The following is a 20,203-nucleotide window of genomic DNA, read 5'->3' as shown; positions in this document are numbered from 1 at the left end:
GTCCGGCGGATTACCCTTGACAGTAGTTGGCAGTCATGCTAAATTATACCTGTATTAGCAAACGGGCTAATAGAGTGCTAACGAGGTAGCAAGAGTGCTAACATCACGGGCAGAGATAATACTGCGTTCTATAGTAAGGCAGTATATAACCAAAGCAGTACCGGTTTCGTCATCTTCCATACTGGAAGATTGCGGTTTGGACATTTGTTCAGCCACCATACGGAACGAAGTGGTACGGCTGGAGATTGAGGGTTATATCCTTCGTCCCCATCACTCTGCCGGCAGCATTCCGGCTGATAAGGGATACCGCTATTACGTAGAATCCCTTAAAGATGTGGAACTGCCTACCAATGACAAGTTTCTTATCCGCCATCTTTTTCATCAGGTAGAAAAAGAGATGGAGGAATGGCTTAATCTGACAGTAGCTGTGCTTTCCCAGCGTGTACAGAGTATGGCAGTTGTTACCATGCCCCGCCAGACCCAGGGCAAAGTGCATCATATAGAGCTGGTCAGCCTGCAGGATAATCTGGTGCTGGTAGTCCTGATACTTCGGGGAGCCAAGGTAAAACAGCAGCTTGTAAACTTTGAGAATGTTGTTTCCCAGCCTGAGCTTACGCTTATATCAAACCGCTTAAATGACGCATATGATGGTCTGACCCGTTTCCAGATAGATCAGAAACCGCTTGGTCTGAACCATGATGAACTGAAGGTCAAGGACAGTCTGGTCAAGATGATGCGGGGTGAAGATGAGCAGGAAAGCCGTGAGCCCTTTTTTGACGGGCTGCATTATATGCTGGAACAGCCCGAATTTCACCAGAACCAGAGAGCTCAGGAGATAATGCAGCTGCTGGAGCAGAAGAAACTTTCCAAGATGATTGTACCGCCCATGCCTTTTAACCGGGGTGTACAGGTATACATAGGGCAGGAAAATGCCTCTGCCGAAATACGTGATTACAGTCTGATAGTCAGCCAGTACGGCATACCTGATGAAGCTGTGGGCACTATCGGGGTTATAGGACCTACCCGCATGGCCTACGAAAGGGCATTGTCGGCGGTCAGTTATTTGTCTCTGGTTATGAGTACTCTGGTAGCCGAACTTTACGGCAAAGCGCCTGTTGACAAAGATGAATAGCACCATCTTTATTCCGTAACGCATTTTCATTTCAATTGAGGAAGGTATTATGACAGATAGAAAAATGCAAGATAAAGAAGAAAATGAACACCCTGAAAATACCCAGGCTAAAACTGATGGGCAACTGGAAAATCTGAATGCCCAACTGGCAGAGGAAAAGAAGCGTTCAGAGGAATATCTGGATAGCTTAAAACGGGCCAGAGCCGAATTTGTAAACTACAAAAGGTACATAGAACAGGAAAGAAATATACAGGGTGATATGGCCAGAGGCAATGCCTTTATGCTGGTTCTGCCGGTATTGGATGATTTGGAACGGGCTTTGACATCTGTTCCCGCTAATATTGCCGGGCAACCATTTATAGAGGGCTTGGACCTGATAGTCCGCAAGTTTCAGGCCATACTGGATAATCAGGGGGTTAAGGCTATTCCGGCCGCCGGAGAGCAGTTTAATTCCCGCCTGCATGAAGCAGTTGCCTGTGAAGACGGGCCGGAAGGCATAATTCTTCACGAAGCCCGCCGGGGTTATACGGTAGGGGATAGGGTACTTAGGACCTCGCTGGTGGTGGTGGGCAATGGAAGCCAGCCCTGCCAGCAAAATTCAGATATGAAATAAATTTCTTTTAACAAACAAGGAGGTACGAAAATTTAATGGGTAAAGTAGTTGGCATAGATCTTGGTACTACAAACAGTGAAGTTGCCGTCATGCAGGGCGGCGAGCCGGTAGTTATCCCCTCTGCCGAAGGCAGTACGCTTATCCCTTCGGTAGTGGCGATAAATAAAAACGGCGAACGCATCGTTGGTCGTCAGGCTAAAAATCAGGCAATTTTGAATCCTGAAAATACAGTTTATTCCATCAAGCGTTTTATGGGACGCAAATGGGGCGAACCGGCCGGACGTGAATTGCCGGTTGAGGCAGATGCCAAGCGCAAACCTTACAAGGTGATTCAGGGGAATAACAATGAAGTCCGGGTAGTCATGGGCGACAAGGATTTCAGCCCCCCCGAAGTTTCCGCCATGATTTTGCAGAAGCTGAAGTCAGATGCCGAGGCTTATCTGGGTGAAAAAGTAACCGAAGCGGTTATTACCGTACCGGCTTACTTCAACGATGCCCAGCGTCAGGCTACCAAAGATGCCGGGGCTATTGCCGGGCTGAAAGTTCTGCGGATTATCAACGAACCCACCGCTGCCGCATTGGCCTATGGTCTGGATAAGAAAAAAGATGAAACTATAGCCGTTTATGATTTGGGCGGCGGTACTTTTGATATTTCCATACTGGAACTGGGCGAAGGCACTTTTCAGGTAAAATCCACTGCCGGTGATACTCATCTGGGAGGCGATGACTTTGACCAGAAGATTATTGACTGGCTGATAGCTGAATACAAGAAAGATCAGGGCATTGACCTTTCCAAGGACAAGACCGCTCTGCAACGTCTGAAAGAAGCGGCTGAAAAGGCCAAGATAGAGCTTTCCACTGTTCAGCAGACAGAGATAAATCTGCCCTTTATTACAGCGGATGCTTCCGGCCCTAAGCATCTTAATATTATCCTTACCCGCTCAAAGCTGGAGCAGATGGTGATGGATCTTGTTGAAAAGAGCCTTGAACCCTGCCGCCAGGCTTTAAAAGATTCGGGCAAGACTTCCGCCGAAATCAACGAAGTTATTCTAGTGGGCGGACAGACCCGCATGCCGCTGGTACAGCAAAAGGTCAAAGATTTCTTCGGCAAGGAACCCAACAAGGGTGTGAATCCTGACGAAGTGGTTGCCATAGGTGCTGCCATTCAGGCCGGCGTGCTCAAGGGTGAAGTTAGTGATGTACTCCTGCTGGATGTCATCCCCCTGACTCTGGGCATTGAGACATTGGGTGGTGTATCCACTGCACTCATTACCCGCAATACCACCATACCCACTTCCAAGAGCCAGGTATTTTCGACTGCGGCTGACAACCAGCCCAGCGTAGAAATCCATGTACTTCAGGGTGAACGCCCCATGGCGGCGGATAACCGCACTCTGGGCCGCTTTATGCTGGACGGCATTTTGCCTGCCCCGCGAGGCGTCCCCCAGATAGAAGTTACGTTTGATATTGACGCTAACGGTATGCTTTCCGTCAAAGCCAAGGATAAGGGTACCGGGCGTGAGCAGAAGATAACCATCACCGCGTCTTCCGGTCTTTCCAAGGAAGAAGTGGAAAAGATGACCCGTGAGGCAGAAGCCCATGCTGTCGAAGATACCAAACGTAAAGAAGAAATAGAAGCCCGCAATGTGGCGGACAATCTGGCTTACAATGCTGAAAAGACCCTGCGTGACAACAAGGACAAGATACCGGCTGAACTGAATACCGAACTGGAAAGCAAGATAGCCGCAGTCCGCACTGCTCTGCAGGGCAATGATGTGGAAGCTATCAAGAAAACCACTCAGGAGCTTTCAACTGCTCTTCAGAGTGTAGGCAGTGCCGTTTACGGCAAACAACAGGAGGGTGCTCCCGCTCAGGAAGAACCTTCAGCAGAAGGCAAAAAGGCTGACGATGAAGGTACGGTAGAGGGAGAATTCCGCGAAGTCTAAATAAAGGCCGGGAATTTGGTTCTGCGGCCTCTGGGAGGGGGTGTGATGCCCCCTCCCGCCTTTATTTGGCAGGTCTGTAGCAAATATAGATGTATTCTGTTTGAACCGGCTTATTTTTATAAAATGAATTTTTAGGTTATAATGATTAATTATGGTTAATAAAAGAGATTATTACGAAGTATTGGGTCTTGAACGCAGTGCTTCTGACGAAGATATAAAAAAGGCCTTCCGCAAGATGGCTATGAAGCATCACCCTGACCGTAATCACGAAGAGGGTGCGGCAGACAAGTTCAAAGAAGTCAACGAAGCCTACGAGGTTCTTTCCAACCCTGAAAAACGGGCGGCCTATGACCGTTTCGGTTTCAGCGCCGGGGCGGATTCCTTCGGACAGGGCGGTTTTGAAAACTTTGATTTTGGCGGTTTGGGCAGTATCTTTGAAACCTTCTTTGGCGGTGCTACCCAGGGTGCCAAACGCGGTCCTCGTCGCGGGCCTGACATGTCTTATGATATAAAGATAAGCCTTGAAGAAGCCGCAACCGGTGTTGAAAAAGATATTACCACTGAAAGACTTGAATATTGCACCGAGTGCAGCGGCACAGGTGCCAAAGCCGGCACTTCGCCGGTAAAATGTACCAGCTGTAACGGTACCGGACAGGTATACCAGGTGCAAAAAAGCGTTTTCGGGCGTTTTACCAGTGTAACTCCCTGTCCCAAATGCCGTGGTGAGGGGACTATTATTGGCGAACCCTGCACCAAGTGCCGGGGTACGGGTAAAGAATACGTCAAGCGGACTGTTCAGGTAAAAATACCTGCCGGTGTGGCAGACGGAAACCAAATACGCCTTAACGGCTACGGCGGAGTAGGTGACAAGGGCGCTTCTGCTGGAGATGTGTATATAAACGTAGGCATTGCCGAGCATGCGGATTTCAAACGTGACGGTGATGATGTTATCTACGAACTTGAGATAAATTTTGCCCAGGCGGCTTTGGGTACTGAAGTAAATGTGCCGGGGCTTAATACCGAACACAAGCTGAAAATCCCGTCAGGCAGTCAAAACGGCAAGTACTTTGTGTTGAAAGGCAAGGGCATTCCCCATTTGAATCGCTTTGGCAGCGGTGATGAAATGGTACACTTGAATGTAGTTACCCCTGAGAAACTTAGCCGGAAACAGAAGCAGCTCTTTGAAGAGCTGGAGAAGTCTTTTGCTGAGGATAAAAAACAGGCAACTTAACCCTTAATCAGGGTTAAGTTCGGGTGTTTTGCGGGCTTTGCGTTTTCTGAACATTTTAAACAGATTCCATTTACGCCCTGCCAGCTCATGGGTAGCTTGGGCATCCATAAGTATTCTGGCGGCTTCTTTCGGGTCTGCATTATTGTAAAGCACATTATAGATGTTTTCAGTTACCGGCATTTCCAAATCCATGGAGCGGGCCATTTCATAAGCTACCGCAGTAGTAGATACACCTTCGGCTACATTGCTCATATTGTACATGATATCATTCAGGCTTCGGCCTTTGGTCAGTTCCACTCCCACAAAATGGTTGCGTGAGAGATTGCTTGAGCAGGTGGCAATCAAATCACCCAGACCAGCCAGACCGGATAGGGTCAGGGGGTTAGCCCCCAAAGCTGCCCCAAGTGCGGAAATTTCAGTCAGGCCACGGGTAATAAGGGCGCTCTTGGCGTTGTTGCCCAAATTCAGCCCGTCTACTATGCCTGCCCCCAGAGCGATAATGTTTTTGAGTGAGCCGCCCAGTTCCACCCCTATAATATCTGTATTGGTATAGGCAGAAAAATTGGCAGCGGTTATCAGTTTGGCGGCTTTTTTAGCTGTCTTTTCAGTATCGGCAGCCAGCACAGTTACAGCCGGCAACCCTTTTAATATCTCCATAGCCAAATTCGGGCCTGAAAGAACGCAGATATTCTTTGCGAAATCAGGGGAAATCTCGTCGGTAATTACTTGGCTCATACGTTTGGCAGTGCCTATTTCCAGCCCCTTGGCGGCACTGCAAATCAGCATGCTTTTAGTCAGCAGGGGTGCAACCAGCCGTATATTGGGGCGCATCCGCTGGGAAGGTACAGCTAGCAAGACCATGTCTGCCCCGGCTACAGCTTCTTCCAAACAGGCAGTTACATTCATGAATTCGGGGAAATGATAGTTTTCCGGCAAAAAGTCAGCCGGACGGCGCTGAGTGGAAAGAAGCATAGCTTCGTCCTCGGTGCGTGCCCAGAGCATTACTTCACGCCCTTTGTGGGCTATAATTGTACCCAGAGTAATACCCCAGGTAGTAGTGCCTATAATACAAACTTTAGACATAAAAAATCCAAGCTTTCTAATGCCAAATTGGGTTAAACCGGAGGGTGTTTAGCGGGCTTTTTCGTTGAGCTTGCGTTCTTTACCTGCCAGAAGCCGCTTAATATTATCGCGGTGCATAATGGTGATAAGGAGTGAACCTATAACCGCGTATATCATATATTCGGTGGGGAATCCGCTGATCAGGGTAAGGGGTACCAGCAAAGCATAAGCACCAACCACCCCCGTTATGGAACCCAGAGAGGCAAAACCGGAAAGTCCGGCACCTATTATCAGCACTTCGCCGCCGAATATAGCAGCCACCGGACACAGGGCAATCATGCCTCCGAAGAAAGTAGCCACACCCCGTCCACCGCGGAATTTGAGGAATACCGGCCAGATATGACCGGCAACCGCCGCCAGCCCGGCTAGAACCTGAGCGAATAGAAGAGCCATGCCATTGGTACCGAAAGCCAGTGCTTCAGTGCCTATGACCAGCCCGGCAAAAGCTACAGCCGAAGCCCCTTTGATAACATCCAAAGAGGCCACCAGCAAAGCGGCTTTTCTGCCCATGGTGCGCAGTACATTGGTGGCACCGGTGCGTCCACTGCCGAAACTGCGGATATCTATTTTGGAGCCGCGGTGGCTGACCAGATAGCCAAAGGGTATTGAACCAAGGATATAACTTACTATAACAACAAGCAGCAGCTTGGCAATTAACATTTTTCACCTCGGGCTTTAAAAGTTAAACGGATAGGCGTACCAAAAAATCCGAAAGACTCCCTGAGACGATTTTCAATAAAACGTTCATAAGAAAAATGAACCAGTTTAGGGTTGTTGACAAAAAATACGAACGAAGGCGGATTGGTTTCTGCCTGGGTAGCGTAGAAGATTTTTAACTGGACTTTGCCCTGACGGGGCGGGGTATGGGCGGAAAGGGCTTCGGTAACCACGCTGTTTACCTTGGCGGTGGGGATACGCTTGCTGCGTTCTTCCTGTACCTTTAGGGCCATGGGGATAATAGTATCAACACCACGTCCGGTTTTGCCTGAGACAAACAATATCGGAGCGTAATCTAGGAACTTAAATCTACTCTGGATAGTCTGCGTCACTTCCGCTTTATCCTGGCCTTTACCCAGATCCCATTTATTCAGGATAATGATAATACCTTTGGCGGTATCCCGGACATATCCGGCAATGTGAGTGTCCTGAGCAGTAACCAGTTCTTCGGTGTCCATAACCAGCAGAACTACATCCGCCCGGTCAATGGCCTTCAGGGCTCTGAGTACACTGTATTTCTCAACACCGCTCTCAACTTTGCCGCGTCGCCTTATCCCTGCAGTATCTATAAGTAGCACATTAGTACCATCAAAGTCAAGAGGTGTGTCAATGGCATCTCTGGTAGTACCGGGTATATTGCTTACTATTGAGCGTTCCTCTCCCAGGAAGGTATTAAGCAGAGTGGATTTACCGACATTGGTTCTGCCGACAAGTGCCAGTTTAACTGAAGTGTCTTCTTCAGGGGTGGCAATGGGCTGGTCGGGCAATTCCTCCATTACGCGGTCCATCAGGTCTGAAATACCGGTGCCGTGGAAAGCACTTATAACCGCAGGTTCGCCAAAACCCAAACTGTAAAATTCGGTGGCTTCCTGGCCCATTTTCAGGTTGTCGGCTTTATTGGCAACCAGTATAACCGGCTTGCCGGTGCGGCGGATGATATCGGCCATTTCATAATCAGGCGTAATCAAACCGTCTTTTACATCTACCACCAGAAGCACCAGGTCAGCTTCCTTTATGGCCAGGCTTATCTGGATATTGACCTGCTGGCCAATAACGCTTTCAATATCCGGGTCAAGTCCGCCGGTATCCACCATAATCAGCCTGCGGTCCAGCCAGCTTACGGTAGCAAACAGGCGGTCACGGGTAGTACCGGGCAGGTCTTCGGTAATGGCCAGATTTTTATGGGCAAGGCGGTTTAGCAAAGTGGATTTACCCACGTTTTGTCGCCCTACAATGGCTATAATAGGGGTGGTAGTATTACTCATATATAATTTTCACAGCAGGCTTAATGCCGGCCGCCTATCTCCAGTCCACCCAGCATATCTCTTAAAACAGCCTTTTGGGCATGCAGCCGGTTTTCGGCCTGGTCAAAGATAACAGACTGAGGGCATTCCAGTATTTCCCGGTCAACCTCTTCGCCGTAGTGAGCCGGCAGAGGGTGCATGATGATGGCATCTTTCTTAGCCATGGAAACCAGCTTGGCATTAACCTGAAACCCCGTAAAGTCCTTGAGGCGTTTTTCAGTTTCAGCTTCCTGTCCCATGCTGGTCCAGACATCTGTATAAATTACATCTGCTCCGCGCAGAGCGGTTTTAAGGTCTGTTTCGCTGTAGAGTTCAGCCCCGCTGTCCTCAGCATAGGCTTCCGCTCTGGCAAACAGGTCTTTGTCTACCAGATAGCCTTTAGGTGAAGCCAGCCGGCAGTTTATACCAGTCATGGCGCAGGCCAGCAGGAGGCTGTTGGCACAGTTATTGCCATCACCTATATAAGCCAGACTAAGTCCCTTCAGGTCGCCCTTCTTCTCGTAAATGGTTAGGATATCTGCCAGCGCTTGGCAGGGATGCTCCAAGTCCGAGAGAGCGTTGATAACGGGTATATCCGCATATTTTGCCAGTTGCACCAGAGTTTCATGCCCGAATGTGCGGCAGGCGATAACATCTACAAAACGGGAAAGGACTCTGGCTACGTCAGCCACCGGTTCGCGTTTGCCCAAACCCACTTCAGCCGGAGAAAGGTATAGTGCTTCTCCGCCCATCTGCTTCATGGCTAGCTCAAAGCTGACACGGGTACGTAGGGAGGGTTTTTCAAATACCAGAGCCAGAGTTTTACCTGAGAGGCTGTTGTTCCAGCCCCTGGCTTTAAGTTCAACGGCATCTGAAAGCAGACGCCCGATATCATCAGGGGAAAGGTCTGAAATAGAGAGCAGATCCTTGGTGTTCACTTTTCGCCTCCGGCACACAATTACCCCTAATTATAGCATTAATGTACTGGTCTGGATACTTTAGCCGTCAGGGTGTAGGTGGTCGGTTTGTAAAAATATATATAAACAACTGATACATGGTATACCATTAGTAATGGTGCTTGGGGAAAAACCGAAATAGAGTACCGTATTTACCGGCAATGTACATACCCAAACTTTGGTTTCAGGGCTGCACTTGACACCCGCTTCACAGGGGGTATTATAATGTAATCATCACTTGCGACAACTATGACAAAAGATAAATTTATAGCCTCCGGTGTTCAGCTTCAGGAGAAGTTCAGGGAACTTGCCCGTGAAGAAAGTATAAGAAATATCCGCTTTATTACTAAATGGCGGATTCTTGTTGTTATTTCGCTTCATGTCGTTGTCCGGTTGGGGGCAGTGGTTACCGGATATCTTTCGGATATAGAAAAGGCAAGCATAGCCGTTTGACATATTTTGCACCTGTTTCAATTAGCTTTACTCGAATGTGCATGGAGGAAGTATGAGACTGCGTCAGTATGACCCAAAAGAATCACTGTCTTACCTTACACTTGTGTCAGAAGTTTTGGGTGATTACAGCGCTTTTCAATCTCCCCAGGATATAATCCGCCGGTTCGGCGGTAAAAGCCTGACCGATATTACCGAAGCTCCTGAAATCCGTTTGCCAGAGCTTACTCCGCCCCTGCCTATAGGTTATGAGCAGAAGGTTTTCCAGTTTAAAGAATCCGGTGCTACCGGCGGCTCTTTTGATGTGGTTTTTAATAATCAAGGTCAGCTGATAAACTTTCGGGCACAGCTCTTCTTTGAGGGTATGCTGGCCGGCATGAGGGCTACGTATTATAACCGCCTGAAATTGCGCGCTTTGATAGAACAAATGGCTGATACGGGGAATGTCAGCTTTGACAACCGTTCTTCGCGTTATTACAGCTATTGCAACGAGCTTATGGTAACTTTCTGCCAGTTGTCTGACTTCGGTCTGACCAGCGTATCCACATGGATTACCCAGCGTGAAGAAACCTGCCTGCAGACAATGGCCGGTTATTCAGGGGTTAAACTCCAGCCGAATTTTATTGGAGTTTAAAGTATGTCTTTCAAACGTAGTCTGACCGCCGTACTGGCGTTATGCATGGTATTTACCGGAACTCTGACAGGCTGTGATACAGATAGAACTGACCCTTTAGATAATACTGATAGTAATTTGACTAAGGTGCAGGATATATCTGTTGACGAAGCCAAAGACCTTATAGACCGGAATACCAACTCAACTGAATTTGTTATTTTAGATGTGCGTACCCCCTCCGAATATGCTCAAGGGCATATTGCCGGTGCTGTAAATCTGGATTATTATGCTTCCTTTGAAAATTCGCTTTTCGCTTTGGATAAAAATAAAACTTACCTTGTCTATTGCCGTTCAGGTAACCGCTCTGTCTCTGCCTCCCAGCTTATGGTGGATAATGGCTTTACCAGCATATATAACATGCTGGGCGGTATAAACGTCTGGATTGCGAATGGACTGCCGCTGGCAACCTAGCTACCGCGTCAGTCATTCTCTGTCGGGCTTTTTTCGGTAAACCAGCGGGGTATTCTCCAATCCGCAGTATGTACTCCATATTTTGACCAAGCTTGATCAGGTTGGGGTCGTGGCGGGCAAAATAGCTGACCCTCTTTGCGGTTCATCTGCTATAATGTGTTCATGAGTAAACCTGTAATTGTCCTTTTTGACGGCACAAATCTGGTTCATCGGGCATATCATGTACTGCCACCTCTTACAGTCCGCAAAACAGGTGAAGTGGTGGGGGCGGCCTTTGGTTTTGCCTCTATACTTATAAAAGTCTTAACCGACCTGAAACCGGATTGTTACGCTATATCCTTTGATAAAAAAGGCCCTACCTTCAGGCATGAGATGTTCAAGGACTACAAAGCCCAACGTCCGCCCATGCCTGACGAGCTTGTCAGCCAGCTGGGACGGGTACGCCAGATTGTGGATGCTTTCAATATGCCTGTATACGAACAGAGCGGTTTTGAGGCAGATGATGTGCTGGGCACACTGGCTACCAGAGCCGCCGCCGAAGGCATGGAGGTTATAATAGCCTCCGGAGACGCAGACTCCATGCAGTTGGTCAGTCCGGATATTCGTATTCTGTATCCCGGCCCGGCCGGTTCTTTTTCCAATACCAGTCTGTATGACGAGGCGGCAGTAAGGGCAAAGTACGGTTTAGGGCCGGAGCATGTCGCAGATTACAAAGCCCTTATGGGTGATCCGTCTGACAACATACCCGGAGTACCCGGCATAGGCCCGAAAACTGCCCAGAAACTTATAGAAGAATACGGCGGCATAGAAGATATATATAAAAATCTGGATAAAATAAGCCCGCCCGGTCTCCAAAAGAAACTGGCAGACAACGCCGAAGTAGCCCGCCAGAGTAAAATATTAACTACGATTGTGTGTGATCTGCCGCTGGATTTCAGTATTCAGGAATGTAGATCGGAACACTATAACCGCCAAAAGGTGGTAGACCTTTTTCGTGAACTGGAGTTTTTCAGGCTGATTAACCGCCTGCCAGGCGGTGAAAATCCTGGCGGCGGTATGACAGATATGTTTAACACCCCCCAAAAGGTTGAAACCCGCTATATTGTAGCCAACGGGCAGAATCTAGACAGCATCGTGAAGCGGTTCACGGAAACCAAAGAGCTGGCACTGGCAGTTTCGGGCACTTCCGAAGAAGCTATAGATGCCCGCCTGACTGCGCTGGCAATTTCACCGGCAGAGGGCGAAGCCTATTTTATTTCTGCAGAATTTATCGGTAGTGCTTCGGATGGGCAGATGTTTGTTTCCGAAGGTCACCCGGGTTTGATTGCCCTGCTTACGAATAAAAATATAACCAAGACCGCTCATAATGCCAAGTACCTCATGAATCTGCTGGCTTCAGCCGGGCAGGAAATACAGGGACTGGACTTTGATACCATGCTTTCTGCCCACCTGCTGGGTGAAAAAAATCTGGGTATAAAAGACTTGGTATTTGAACACTTCGGGGTGGAAATTGCTGATGTTGAAAACATACTTACTCAGAACGGCAAGAAAAAGAGCTTCAGTGCATCAGAGCTTTCAGAAGCCGCCCAGTTGGTGGCTGATTACACCTTCCGCCTCAAGGGTCTGTTTGCCGCCCAGCTTGCCGAAACCAAGCTGATAGATTTGTTTGTCAATGTTGAAATGCCTTTGGTACCTATATTACTGGGTATGGAGCGTAGCGGTATTATGCTGGATACCGATTTGCTCAAAGGTATGGCCGAAAAGGTGGGCGGGCAGATATTTAAACTGGAAGAAGCCATATATGCCCAAGCGGGACACAGCTTCAACATAGGTTCTCCCCAGCAGCTGGGGCGGATACTTTTTGACGAACTGAAACTGCCGGTTATCAAAAAAACCAAGACCGGTTATTCCACCGGGGCAGAGGTACTGGATGAACTGAAGGGTGAACACCGGATTGTAGACCTGATACTTGAATATCGTATGCTGGTCAAACTGAAATCTACCTATCTGGATACTCTGCCGCGTATGGTGAATCCGCATACCCGTCGCCTGCATACCAGTTTCAACCAGACCAGAACGGCTACCGGCAGATTGTCTTCCAGTGAACCGAATCTGCAAAATATACCCGTCAGGGGTGAAATGGGCAGAGAAATACGGCGGGCATTTATTGCCCCGAAGGGTACCGTAATGCTGGCTGGAGATTACTCCCAGATAGACCTGCGGGTGCTGGCCCATCTTTCCGGAGACCCTGCCCTGATAGAGGCTTTTCTTAAGGACCAGGATATCCACACTGCTACCGCTGCCAGATTGCTGAATATACTCCCGTCTGAAGTGACAAAGGAACAACGCCGTCTGGCTAAAACGGTGAATTTCGGAGTGATATATGGCATGAGCAGCTACGGGTTGGAACAGGCTACCGAGCTTTCACTGGCAGAGGCCGACAAATTTATCAAGGCATATTTTGAAAAATACCCGCGGGTAGCTATTTACTTTGCGGAGATTAAGCATCAGGCTCGGACTAACGGGTACGTTGAGACCCTGCTGGGAAGACGCCGGTATATACCTGAAATCAATTCGCCCAACCGGATTTTGCGTGAATCGGCCGAACGTATGGCCATAAATATGCCTGTTCAGGGTACGTCTGCGGATATTATCAAGCTGGCTATGGTCAGGCTGGATGAAAAACTGAAAGAAGAAAAGCTGGAAAGCCGCCTGCTACTTCAGGTGCATGACGAGCTTATATTTGAAGTGCCTGACGCAGAGCTTAAGCGTATGAGTGCTTTGCTTATGGAAACTATGTCAGGTGCAGTCACCTTTGAAATACCGCTTAAGGTTGAGCTTAAGTCCGGAGCAAACTGGGGAGATATGGAGTAAGACCGGACTTGGCAAAACTGCGTAATTATCTGCCGTACCTGATACTGCTGGGCATGTTTGGCCTGCTGGCATGGCTGGTTTATTTAAACCCTGTTTTAGGGGTGGATACGACTGTTTCGGGGTTTATTCAGGGCATTTCACTGCCCGGTTTTAACGGATTTATGGGTTTCATTTCCCGTCTTGGAAACTTCCCGGCTTGGGTTATCTCACCGGTTGCGGCGGTAATCTGGCTGTGGTGCAAAGGCTATCGGTTGCAATCTGTAATTTGCGGGCTGGTTCCGGCTGTTACCGCCCTGATAGTGGGTATATCTAAATGGATTATTGATCGTCCTCGTCCTTACGGCCTTGAAGACGGCGGCACCAGTTTCCCATCAGGGCATACCGCCTATGCTTTGGCTTGCTACGGGGTGATATTCTTTCTGATACCCCGTTTTATCCGGGATCCTTTACTGCGTTTGGTGCTAAGACTGGTCTGCCTTGTCCCCATACTTTTTATGGGCATTTCCAGAGTATATCTGAATGCCCACTGGCCCAGTGATGTACTGGCGTCTTACCTGCTGGCAGGGGCAGTGCTGGGTATAGGGCTGACCTATCTGTGGCAGAGATTAGCCAAAGGAGTAAACCATGCCTGAATTGCCTGAAGTTGAAACGGTAAAGAATGAAATAATGCCCCATTTGCTGGGTAAAAAGATAATCCGCATGGAAGCTTTGTGGGCCAAAACTCTTTGCCCGCCCGAAGCGGATTTTAACGCACTGGCATCAGGTACATGTGTAACCGGGCTGAGCCGCCGTGGCAAGTATATTATCATTAGCCTGAGCAGCGGGTTATTTATCAGTGTCCACCTGAAAATGAGCGGCGGACTGACGGCAATCAGGGCTGAAAACGGTCAAGCCCCCCGCTTTACCAGAGCCATTTTCCATCTGGAAAATGGAGAGCAGGTATATTTTACCGATATACGCAAATTCGGGAGGATAACCCTGCTTGCCGGTTTGAACTCTGTTTTAGAAAAACTGGGGCCTGAACCTCTGGAGGAAACTTTTACCGCCGGTGTATTTTGGCATCGTCTCTCAGGGCGCAAAGGACCTATAAAAGCGGTACTGCTTGACCAGAAGGTACTGGCTGGGGTGGGCAATATGTACGCAGATGAAGCCCTGTTTAAAGCCTGCCTGAACCCGCTCCGTTCGGCTGAAAGCCTGAGTATGGCAGAGGTGGAAAGACTGCATTCAGCTATTCAGTCAGTTTTACATAAAGCTATACAAAACAAGGGGGCAAGTGTCAGCACCTATCATCGCCCTGACGGCTCAAAGGGCGGTGCCCAGCTGGAGTTTAATGTTGCCCATCGCAGGGGCGAATCTTGCCCGGTTTGCGGTGCTCCCATAACCCGCCAGCTGATACGCCAGCGAGCCTGTTACTTCTGTCCCCGTTGCCAGTCCTGACACCCCAGTCCGTTTGAAAGTGGCTTTTGGTTGTATGAACTAGGTTCTTATGCTATATTATCTTCTTGTTTGGGCACTGGGGGGGTCGCATAGTGGTCTAGTGCGGGCGCCTGCTAAGCGCTTGCCCCGGGAAACCGGGGTCGAGGGTTCGAATCCCTCCCCCTCCGCCATCAGAATTCAGTCTTTTTATCCTCACCTGTTTATTTTCATCTTCTGCCTACATAAGCTCTGAAGTACAGTAAGGGCATTTACTGGCTTTCAAGGGTATTTGGGTAGCGCAGTAAGGGCAATCTTTCTTATCAGTTTGGGCAGGAATGACAGCTTCTTTACTTTTCTGGCGGGCAGCCAGCTGGTTCAGCGGCCTTACCACAAAAAAGAAGATAGCCATAGCCAGTATTAAAAAGTTGATTAAGGCGTTAATAAATACCCCGTAGTTTATGGTTACAGCGCCCGCTGTTTGGGCAACCAGCAGGGATTCATACGGCCCGCCAATGGCACCTTCCTTAAGGACGATAAACAGATTGCCAAAATCAACATTGCCCAAAAGCAAGCCGATAGGGGGCATCAGCACATCTTTTACCAGTGAGTTTACAATAGCCCCGAAGGCTGCGCCAATTACAATACCCACAGCCAGATCTACTACATTGCCGCGCATGATAAAGATTTTAAACTCTTTAAACATACATCCTCCTCTCAACCGGTTTCATTGCATACTAATACCGCTGCAGTGCAAATACAAGACATCCAGTTAATCATAGCACCGCACATTTTACCTGAGGGGCATTGACAGATGAGTATGCCGGTTTATACACTACTTCAGGCGGAAGGTTTATTTATCACTGGCAATATCCGCATGGGTTTAAGGTTATTTGGAATAATAGGGATGCCATTTTGGGCATAAGGTGCTTGCCTGTAATGGTGAATAAGGAGAATGTATATGACTGAAGGAAACAGTACTCTGGACCAAAAATTTTTCAAAGTATGGCTTGTTCTGCTGGGGGTAGCCTTTGCCCTGTTTATGTTTATGGCTATTTTCAAGCTGTTTGTAGATGCGGATACACTGGTAGGGGTGGAGTACCTGATAACCGGATTGGTGATGGGTGCAAGTTTTTTTCTGGTTCTTAAAGACAAACTGAATGCCAGAGCGGCAGTGGGCTCTACCCTGTTTTTTACGGGGTATATCTTTTCAGTAGTAGGTTTGGCTTTCAGCCCGTTTTTTTGGGGTCTGGGAATACTCGTTTTTGCCAGCAGCCTGATTGTGGCTTATCGCAACCGTATTTGAACTGAAACTGGAATACCTCTTTGGTATTTATGATATTTCTTCGTATTAGGGTATAATCTATATTCAGTTTAGTCTGGATACGGAGAGATTTTGCTTATGCCCGGTTATTACCTCTGGACTATTGGCTGCCAGATGAATCAAGCCGAATCAGACCGGTTGGGTAGGCTTTTTGAACTGTGGGGTTACTCTTTAGCCGATAAAGCTGAAGATGCCGAACTGGTACTGGTAAACAGCTGTGTTGTCCGTGAACATGCTGAAAACAAAGTGGTTAACCGCTTGCATCTTTTACGCAGTTTGAAGAATAAAAATCCTAAACTCAAAATAGCCCTGACCGGCTGTTTGGTTGGGCAAGATATTTCCCTCATAAAGAAAAAATTTCCATTCGTAGATTATATTTTTGGTCCGGGCAGTATGCCGGATTGGCGCGAAATTCCGGAAGGGTTTATTCTGCCGCTTAGGCCGCCTGTAAGTGCCAATGTGACCATTATGCAGGGCTGTAACAATTTCTGTACCTACTGTGTTGTGCCTTACCGCCGCGGACGGGAAAAAAGCCGAAGTATAGCTGAAATAGGCTGTGAAGTGGCTGAACTGGTCAGGCGGGGCAGCCGTGAAGTGGTACTGCTGGGGCAAAATGTAGATTCCTACGGGCATGACCTGCCTGAAAAGCCCTGTCTGGCAGATTTGCTTTCGGCACTTCATGACATTACGGGGCTGTTACGGATACGTTTTTTAACCAGCCATCCCAAGGATATCAGCCAGAAGCTTATAGATGCCATGGCACACTTGCCTAAGGTCTGCCGCTCGCTCAGCTTGCCGGTGCAGTCTGGTGATGATACCATTTTGGCCTCTATGCGGCGGGGATATACCAATCAGCAATACCGTGAGCTGGTGGAACGTATAAAAACCGCCATGCCGGATATCAGCCTCCAGACAGATTTGATAGTAGGCTTTCCGTCTGAAAACGAAGAACAGTTTAATCAAAGCTACAAACTGATGGCCGATATAGGTTATGATGCCATACATGTGGCCGCTTATTCACCCCGCCCCCAGACTGTGGCTGCCCGTGACATGGCAGATGATGTCCCCGTTATAGAGAAAAAACGCCGCCTGAAGCTTATAGAAGACCTGCAGAAAGAAACAGTAGGCAAGGCAAACGCCGCTCTCATGGACACATTTGCCGAGGTGCTTGTGGAAGGGTTGCAAAAGAATAAGTGGCAGGGACGCACTTTAGGTGGTAAACTGGTATTTCTGGAGAGCGATTTACCGCTTGAAGGATGTCTGGTAAAGGTTAAGATATTTAAAACCAGCCCATGGTCTTTGCAGGCAAAGCTGGTAAATATCCTGGAAAGTTAAAGGAGAAAAAATGGATCAGCAGACTATCACGATGTTTGTTTTACTGGCTCTTTTCTTTGGTATGTTCTACTTTCTTATCATCAGGCCGCAACGCCAGCGTCAAAAGGATCATGCCAATCTTATGTCATCAATTGCCAAGGGTGACGGCGTTATTACTATAGGCGGTATTCACGGGGTGATAGAATCTGTAGCTGAAGACAGCGTAGTTATCAAAGTAGAGTCAGGCACTCTGCTTAAGGTTTCCAGAGGTGCTATCGGTTTTAAAAAATCCCCCGAAGATAAAAAGTAAAATCCCCAGGACGGGCATATTTTGAACTCCAGGTACGACTATATAATTGTGGGCAGCGGTATTGCCGGTTTGTATACTGCTTTACTGGCGCGTGGCCGGGGAAGTGTTTTGCTGGTTACCAAAGGCAAGATACAGGATTGCAATACCCGCCATGCTCAGGGAGGCATAGCCGCCGCCATTGGCCCGGATGATTCTCCCCGTTTGCATTTTGAAGATACCCTGATAGCCGGAGACGGTTTATGTGACCGTGAGATGGTGCGTTTGCTGGCAGACGAAGCTCCACAGCGTATTGCCGAGCTTGTTTATCTGGGAGTGCCTTTTGACAGTGTAAACGGTGAAATAGCTCTTACCTTAGAGGCTGCTCACAGTCGTCCCCGTATACTTCATGCCGGGGGGGATGCCACCGGCAAACACATTGAAATCACCCTGAACAACTGGGTACGGACTACCGAGATTGAGGTTCTGGAAGATACTCTGGCCAAAGAGCTGATTATAGAAAACGGCCAGATCAAGGGTGTGGCAACTCTGGATACAAATACCGGTGCCATCCAGAACTACCTGTGCCGTTTTGTGATACTGGCAACCGGCGGAGCTGGTCAGCTTTTCAGTTTTACCACTAACCCGGAGGTTGCCACTGCTGATGGGGTAGCTCTGGCTTTCAGGGCTGGGGCTGAGATAAAAGATATGGAGTTTTACCAATTCCATCCTACCGCTATTCACCTGCCGGGGGTTGCCCCTTTTCTTATTTCAGAGGCAGTTCGGGGAGAAGGCGGTATTTTGCGGAATATAGAGGGCAAACGCTTTATGCTCGAATATTCCCCTCAGGCCGAACTTGCCCCAAGAGACGTGGTAGCTCGCAGTATTCACCTTGAGATGCTTAAAACCGGTGCTGACCATGTTTATCTGGATGTTACCCATTTGCCTCCCCACAAAGTAAGCAGCCGCTTTCCTCAGATATACCGTTTTTGTCTGGATCACGGACTGGATATTACCCGTGAGGCCATACCTGTTTCTCCGGCGGCCCATTATATGATAGGCGGGATAAAAGTAGACAGCTGGGGAGAAACCAATATCAAGGGGCTTTTTGCCTGCGGCGAAGTAGCCTGTACCGGTGTTCACGGGGCGAACCGTCTGGCTTCAAATTCGCTTTTAGAGGTGTTGGTATTCGGTAGGCGGATTATAGAATACACTGCCGGTGAAAACCAGCCTGAAATGCTTGCTCCGCTGCCCCAACTGACTAAAAGATTGCTGGGATGGGGCAAATACGTGCGTGATTTACCCGAGCCTTCAATACCCGCTCTCCAGAAGCTTCTCTGGGAAGACTCTGGTATAATAAGAAGCTATGGCGGTTTGGTGAAAGCTCAGGAGATACTCTCAGGCTGGCAATACAGTCTGGGTGACGTTTCCAACCGCAAAGGGATTGAACTTGCAAACCTTATTTTGGCCGGAAGGCTTATGGTAGAATCAGCCCTGCTCAGGCAGGAAAGCCGCGGGGCACATTACCGTACTGATTTTCCTGACCACCAGCCCGAATGGGAAAAACATATAGTCTTTATTAAGGAGGATTAACATGTCCCAGTCTCAAATTGAGAAAATTATCGACAATGCCTGTAACGAAGATTTTGCCCGGGGTGATGTTACTACTGAAACACTTATCCCGTCTTCTTTGGCAGGACGGGCTATTATAGTTGCCAAGCAGGATGGGGTACTGGCTGGAGCTGAAGTAGCCAAGATAGTATTTGTAAAGCATGACCCTACCATGGAAGTGGAAATACTGATAGAAGACGGCAAGAGGGTAAAAACCGGAGATGTTATCATGGTGCTTAACGGCAGGGTGATAAACATACTCAAGTGTGAACGTACCGCCCTGAATTTCATAACCCACTTAAGCGGCATTGCATCTCTTACGGCCAAGTATATTTCCAAAGTAGATGGATTGAATGTTTCTCTGGCAGATACCCGTAAAACCATACCCGGTATGCGGATACTGGAAAAATATGCTGTATATGCCGCAGGCGGCAAAAGCAACAGACCTGATCTGGCTTGCGGGATACTTATAAAGGATAACCACCTGATGGCTTTGTCTGCCAAAGGCATAGGTGTAAAAGAAGCCATTGAGAAGGCTAAAACCAACAAGAGCAAACTGCCGGTAACTATAGAAGTAAATACTCTGGAACAGGTAGCACAAGCCATAGAGGCTGCGCCCAATTCCATTTTACTGGATAATATGAGCATTGCCGATATGAAAAAGGCAGTTGATATTATACCGGAGACCATAAAGATAGAGGCTTCCGGCAATATCAATCTGGATAATGTCCGTGAAGTGGCCATGACCGGGGTTGATGTTATTTCAGTGGGGGCTTTGACTCATTCGGCTCCGGCGCTGGACTTCAGTTTGGAGTTTCCCGTTCAGCAGCAGGCACAGGAATAGCCG

The 20,203-nt window shown here is 48.4% G+C and carries 21 protein-coding genes and 1 tRNA gene; 16 read left to right on the top strand and 6 right to left on the bottom strand.

All coding sequences use genetic code 11. From position 1 onward, the window contains the following. Positions 1-66: 66 nt before the first annotated feature. Entirely contained in the window at positions 67-204 is a 138-nt protein-coding gene (locus X794_RS07445; protein ID WP_226988281.1) for a hypothetical protein, read from the bottom strand. Here X794_RS07445 and hrcA point away from each other — a divergent pair. From hrcA to dnaJ, 4 genes are all read left to right on the top strand, one after another. Continuing rightward, positions 146-1,132, top strand: coding sequence for a heat-inducible transcriptional repressor HrcA (hrcA, locus tag X794_RS05815; protein WP_226988277.1), 987 nt, complete (start codon positions 146-148; stop codon positions 1,130-1,132). The genes X794_RS07445 and hrcA overlap by 59 nt on opposite strands. Positions 1,133-1,181: 49 nt before the next feature. Further along, positions 1,182-1,745, top strand: a complete 564-nt coding sequence (locus tag X794_RS05810) for a nucleotide exchange factor GrpE (RefSeq protein WP_011309759.1) — start codon at positions 1,182-1,184, stop codon at positions 1,743-1,745. 35 nt (positions 1,746-1,780) lie between these two features. After that, the gene (dnaK, locus tag X794_RS05805; RefSeq protein ID WP_011309758.1) at positions 1,781-3,691 is read left to right on the top strand and encodes a molecular chaperone DnaK; all 1,911 of its coding nucleotides are present in this window, start codon (positions 1,781-1,783) and stop codon (positions 3,689-3,691) included. Positions 3,692-3,842: 151 nt separating this feature from the next. Next, positions 3,843-4,922, top strand: a complete 1,080-nt coding sequence (gene dnaJ, locus X794_RS05800; protein WP_011309757.1) for a molecular chaperone DnaJ — start codon at positions 3,843-3,845, stop codon at positions 4,920-4,922. A gap of 3 nt (positions 4,923-4,925) precedes the next feature. On the opposite strand, the gene X794_RS05795 is transcribed toward dnaJ, so the two are convergent. From X794_RS05795 to argF, 4 genes are read right to left on the bottom strand one after another with little or no spacing between them, the layout of a single operon-like run. Next, a complete protein-coding gene (locus X794_RS05795; RefSeq protein WP_011309756.1) occupies positions 4,926-6,005 on the bottom strand; it encodes an NAD(P)H-dependent glycerol-3-phosphate dehydrogenase in 1,080 nt (359 codons plus the stop codon). Between the two features lie 48 nt (positions 6,006-6,053). Further along, a complete protein-coding gene (gene plsY / locus X794_RS05790; RefSeq protein WP_011309755.1) occupies positions 6,054-6,704 on the bottom strand; it encodes a glycerol-3-phosphate 1-O-acyltransferase PlsY in 651 nt (216 codons plus the stop codon). Continuing rightward, positions 6,698-8,026: a ribosome biogenesis GTPase Der gene (gene der, locus X794_RS05785; RefSeq protein ID WP_015407913.1), complete on the bottom strand. Its 1,329-nt coding sequence runs from the start codon at positions 8,024-8,026 to the stop codon at positions 6,698-6,700. Before der ends, plsY begins: the two co-directional genes overlap by 7 nt. 20 nt (positions 8,027-8,046) lie before the next feature. Further along, on the bottom strand, positions 8,047-8,982 hold the full coding sequence (gene argF / locus X794_RS05780) for an ornithine carbamoyltransferase (RefSeq protein WP_015407912.1): 936 nt from the start codon (positions 8,980-8,982) through the stop codon (positions 8,047-8,049). A 267-nt stretch (positions 8,983-9,249) separates the two neighbouring features. On the opposite strand from argF, the gene X794_RS05775 reads away from it, so the two are divergent. The 7 genes from X794_RS05775 (at position 9,250) to X794_RS05745 (ending at position 15,015) form a co-directional block, all read left to right on the top strand. Then, a complete protein-coding gene (locus tag X794_RS05775; RefSeq protein ID WP_011309751.1) occupies positions 9,250-9,453 on the top strand; it encodes a hypothetical protein in 204 nt (67 codons plus the stop codon). Positions 9,454-9,505: 52 nt separating this feature from the next. Further along, positions 9,506-10,084, top strand: a complete 579-nt coding sequence (locus tag X794_RS05770) for a hypothetical protein (protein ID WP_011309750.1) — start codon at positions 9,506-9,508, stop codon at positions 10,082-10,084. Positions 10,085-10,087: 3 nt separating this feature from the next. Further along, the gene (locus tag X794_RS05765) at positions 10,088-10,534 is read left to right on the top strand and encodes a rhodanese-like domain-containing protein (RefSeq protein WP_015407911.1); all 447 of its coding nucleotides are present in this window, start codon (positions 10,088-10,090) and stop codon (positions 10,532-10,534) included. A 162-nt stretch (positions 10,535-10,696) separates the two neighbouring features. Next, positions 10,697-13,408, top strand: coding sequence for a DNA polymerase I (gene polA, locus X794_RS05760; protein ID WP_011309748.1), 2,712 nt, complete (start codon positions 10,697-10,699; stop codon positions 13,406-13,408). 8 nt (positions 13,409-13,416) lie between these two features. After that, entirely contained in the window at positions 13,417-14,040 is a 624-nt protein-coding gene (locus X794_RS05755) for a phosphatase PAP2 family protein (protein WP_011309747.1), read from the top strand. Then, positions 14,033-14,845 carry a DNA-formamidopyrimidine glycosylase gene (mutM, locus tag X794_RS05750; RefSeq protein ID WP_041344575.1) on the top strand — a complete coding sequence of 271 codons (813 nt, stop codon included), beginning with the start codon at positions 14,033-14,035 and terminating at the stop codon, positions 14,843-14,845. Before X794_RS05755 ends, mutM begins: the two co-directional genes overlap by 8 nt. Positions 14,846-14,923: 78 nt before the next feature. Continuing rightward, positions 14,924-15,015: transfer RNA gene (locus X794_RS05745), tRNA-Ser, on the top strand. Between the two features lie 47 nt (positions 15,016-15,062). Here X794_RS05745 and mscL read toward each other — a convergent pair. Next, positions 15,063-15,527 (bottom strand): large conductance mechanosensitive channel protein MscL, encoded by a 465-nt coding sequence (mscL, locus tag X794_RS05740; RefSeq protein WP_012034141.1) that lies wholly within the window; start codon positions 15,525-15,527, stop codon positions 15,063-15,065. Positions 15,528-15,782: 255 nt separating this feature from the next. Here mscL and X794_RS05735 point away from each other — a divergent pair, with 255 nt between their 5' ends. From X794_RS05735 to nadC, 5 genes are all read left to right on the top strand, one after another. Continuing rightward, positions 15,783-16,127, top strand: a complete 345-nt coding sequence (locus X794_RS05735) for a hypothetical protein (RefSeq protein ID WP_012034140.1) — start codon at positions 15,783-15,785, stop codon at positions 16,125-16,127. Positions 16,128-16,223: 96 nt separating this feature from the next. Further along, positions 16,224-17,480, top strand: coding sequence for a tRNA (N6-isopentenyl adenosine(37)-C2)-methylthiotransferase MiaB (miaB, locus tag X794_RS05730; protein ID WP_011309743.1), 1,257 nt, complete (start codon positions 16,224-16,226; stop codon positions 17,478-17,480). Positions 17,481-17,490: 10 nt separating this feature from the next. Continuing rightward, positions 17,491-17,769, top strand: coding sequence for a preprotein translocase subunit YajC (gene yajC, locus X794_RS05725; protein ID WP_011309742.1), 279 nt, complete (start codon positions 17,491-17,493; stop codon positions 17,767-17,769). A 21-nt stretch (positions 17,770-17,790) separates the two neighbouring features. Then, positions 17,791-19,338, top strand: a complete 1,548-nt coding sequence (gene nadB, locus X794_RS05720; protein WP_012984482.1) for an L-aspartate oxidase — start codon at positions 17,791-17,793, stop codon at positions 19,336-19,338. Between the two features lies 1 nt (position 19,339). Then, positions 19,340-20,200, top strand: a complete 861-nt coding sequence (gene nadC / locus X794_RS05715) for a carboxylating nicotinate-nucleotide diphosphorylase (RefSeq protein ID WP_011309740.1) — start codon at positions 19,340-19,342, stop codon at positions 20,198-20,200. Positions 20,201-20,203: the final 3 nt, after the last annotated feature.

It is taken from the genome of Dehalococcoides mccartyi CG5, from assembly GCF_000830885.1.
In the GTDB taxonomy this organism is placed as follows: domain Bacteria; phylum Chloroflexota; class Dehalococcoidia; order Dehalococcoidales; family Dehalococcoidaceae; genus Dehalococcoides; species Dehalococcoides mccartyi_B.
The sequence above is the reverse complement of the archived record's forward strand: the minus strand, read 5'-3'. Positions and strand labels throughout refer to the sequence as shown.

Excerpts from the sequence above, each read along its gene's own strand:
- X794_RS05765 (WP_015407911.1), top strand. The coding sequence starts at position 10,088 with ATGTCTTTCAAACGTAGTCTGACCGCCGTACTGGCGTTATGCATGGTA.
- dnaK (WP_011309758.1), top strand. The coding sequence starts at position 1,781 with ATGGGTAAAGTAGTTGGCATAGATCTTGGTACTACAAACAGTGAAGTT.
- X794_RS05795 (WP_011309756.1), bottom strand. The coding sequence starts at position 6,005 with ATGTCTAAAGTTTGTATTATAGGCACTACTACCTGGGGTATTACTCTG.
- mutM (WP_041344575.1), top strand. The coding sequence starts at position 14,033 with ATGCCTGAATTGCCTGAAGTTGAAACGGTAAAGAATGAAATAATGCCC.
- dnaJ (WP_011309757.1), top strand. The coding sequence starts at position 3,843 with ATGGTTAATAAAAGAGATTATTACGAAGTATTGGGTCTTGAACGCAGT.
- X794_RS05735 (WP_012034140.1), top strand. The coding sequence starts at position 15,783 with ATGACTGAAGGAAACAGTACTCTGGACCAAAAATTTTTCAAAGTATGG.
- der (WP_015407913.1), bottom strand. The coding sequence starts at position 8,026 with ATGAGTAATACTACCACCCCTATTATAGCCATTGTAGGGCGACAAAAC.
- X794_RS05810 (WP_011309759.1), top strand. The coding sequence starts at position 1,182 with ATGACAGATAGAAAAATGCAAGATAAAGAAGAAAATGAACACCCTGAA.
- polA (WP_011309748.1), top strand. The coding sequence starts at position 10,697 with ATGAGTAAACCTGTAATTGTCCTTTTTGACGGCACAAATCTGGTTCAT.
- X794_RS05775 (WP_011309751.1), top strand. The coding sequence starts at position 9,250 with ATGACAAAAGATAAATTTATAGCCTCCGGTGTTCAGCTTCAGGAGAAG.
- yajC (WP_011309742.1), top strand. The coding sequence starts at position 17,491 with ATGGATCAGCAGACTATCACGATGTTTGTTTTACTGGCTCTTTTCTTT.
- X794_RS05770 (WP_011309750.1), top strand. The coding sequence starts at position 9,506 with ATGAGACTGCGTCAGTATGACCCAAAAGAATCACTGTCTTACCTTACA.
- miaB (WP_011309743.1), top strand. The coding sequence starts at position 16,224 with ATGCCCGGTTATTACCTCTGGACTATTGGCTGCCAGATGAATCAAGCC.
- nadC (WP_011309740.1), top strand. The coding sequence starts at position 19,340 with ATGTCCCAGTCTCAAATTGAGAAAATTATCGACAATGCCTGTAACGAA.
- X794_RS07445 (WP_226988281.1), bottom strand. The coding sequence starts at position 204 with ATGTCCAAACCGCAATCTTCCAGTATGGAAGATGACGAAACCGGTACT.
- plsY (WP_011309755.1), bottom strand. The coding sequence starts at position 6,704 with ATGTTAATTGCCAAGCTGCTGCTTGTTGTTATAGTAAGTTATATCCTT.
- mscL (WP_012034141.1), bottom strand. The coding sequence starts at position 15,527 with ATGTTTAAAGAGTTTAAAATCTTTATCATGCGCGGCAATGTAGTAGAT.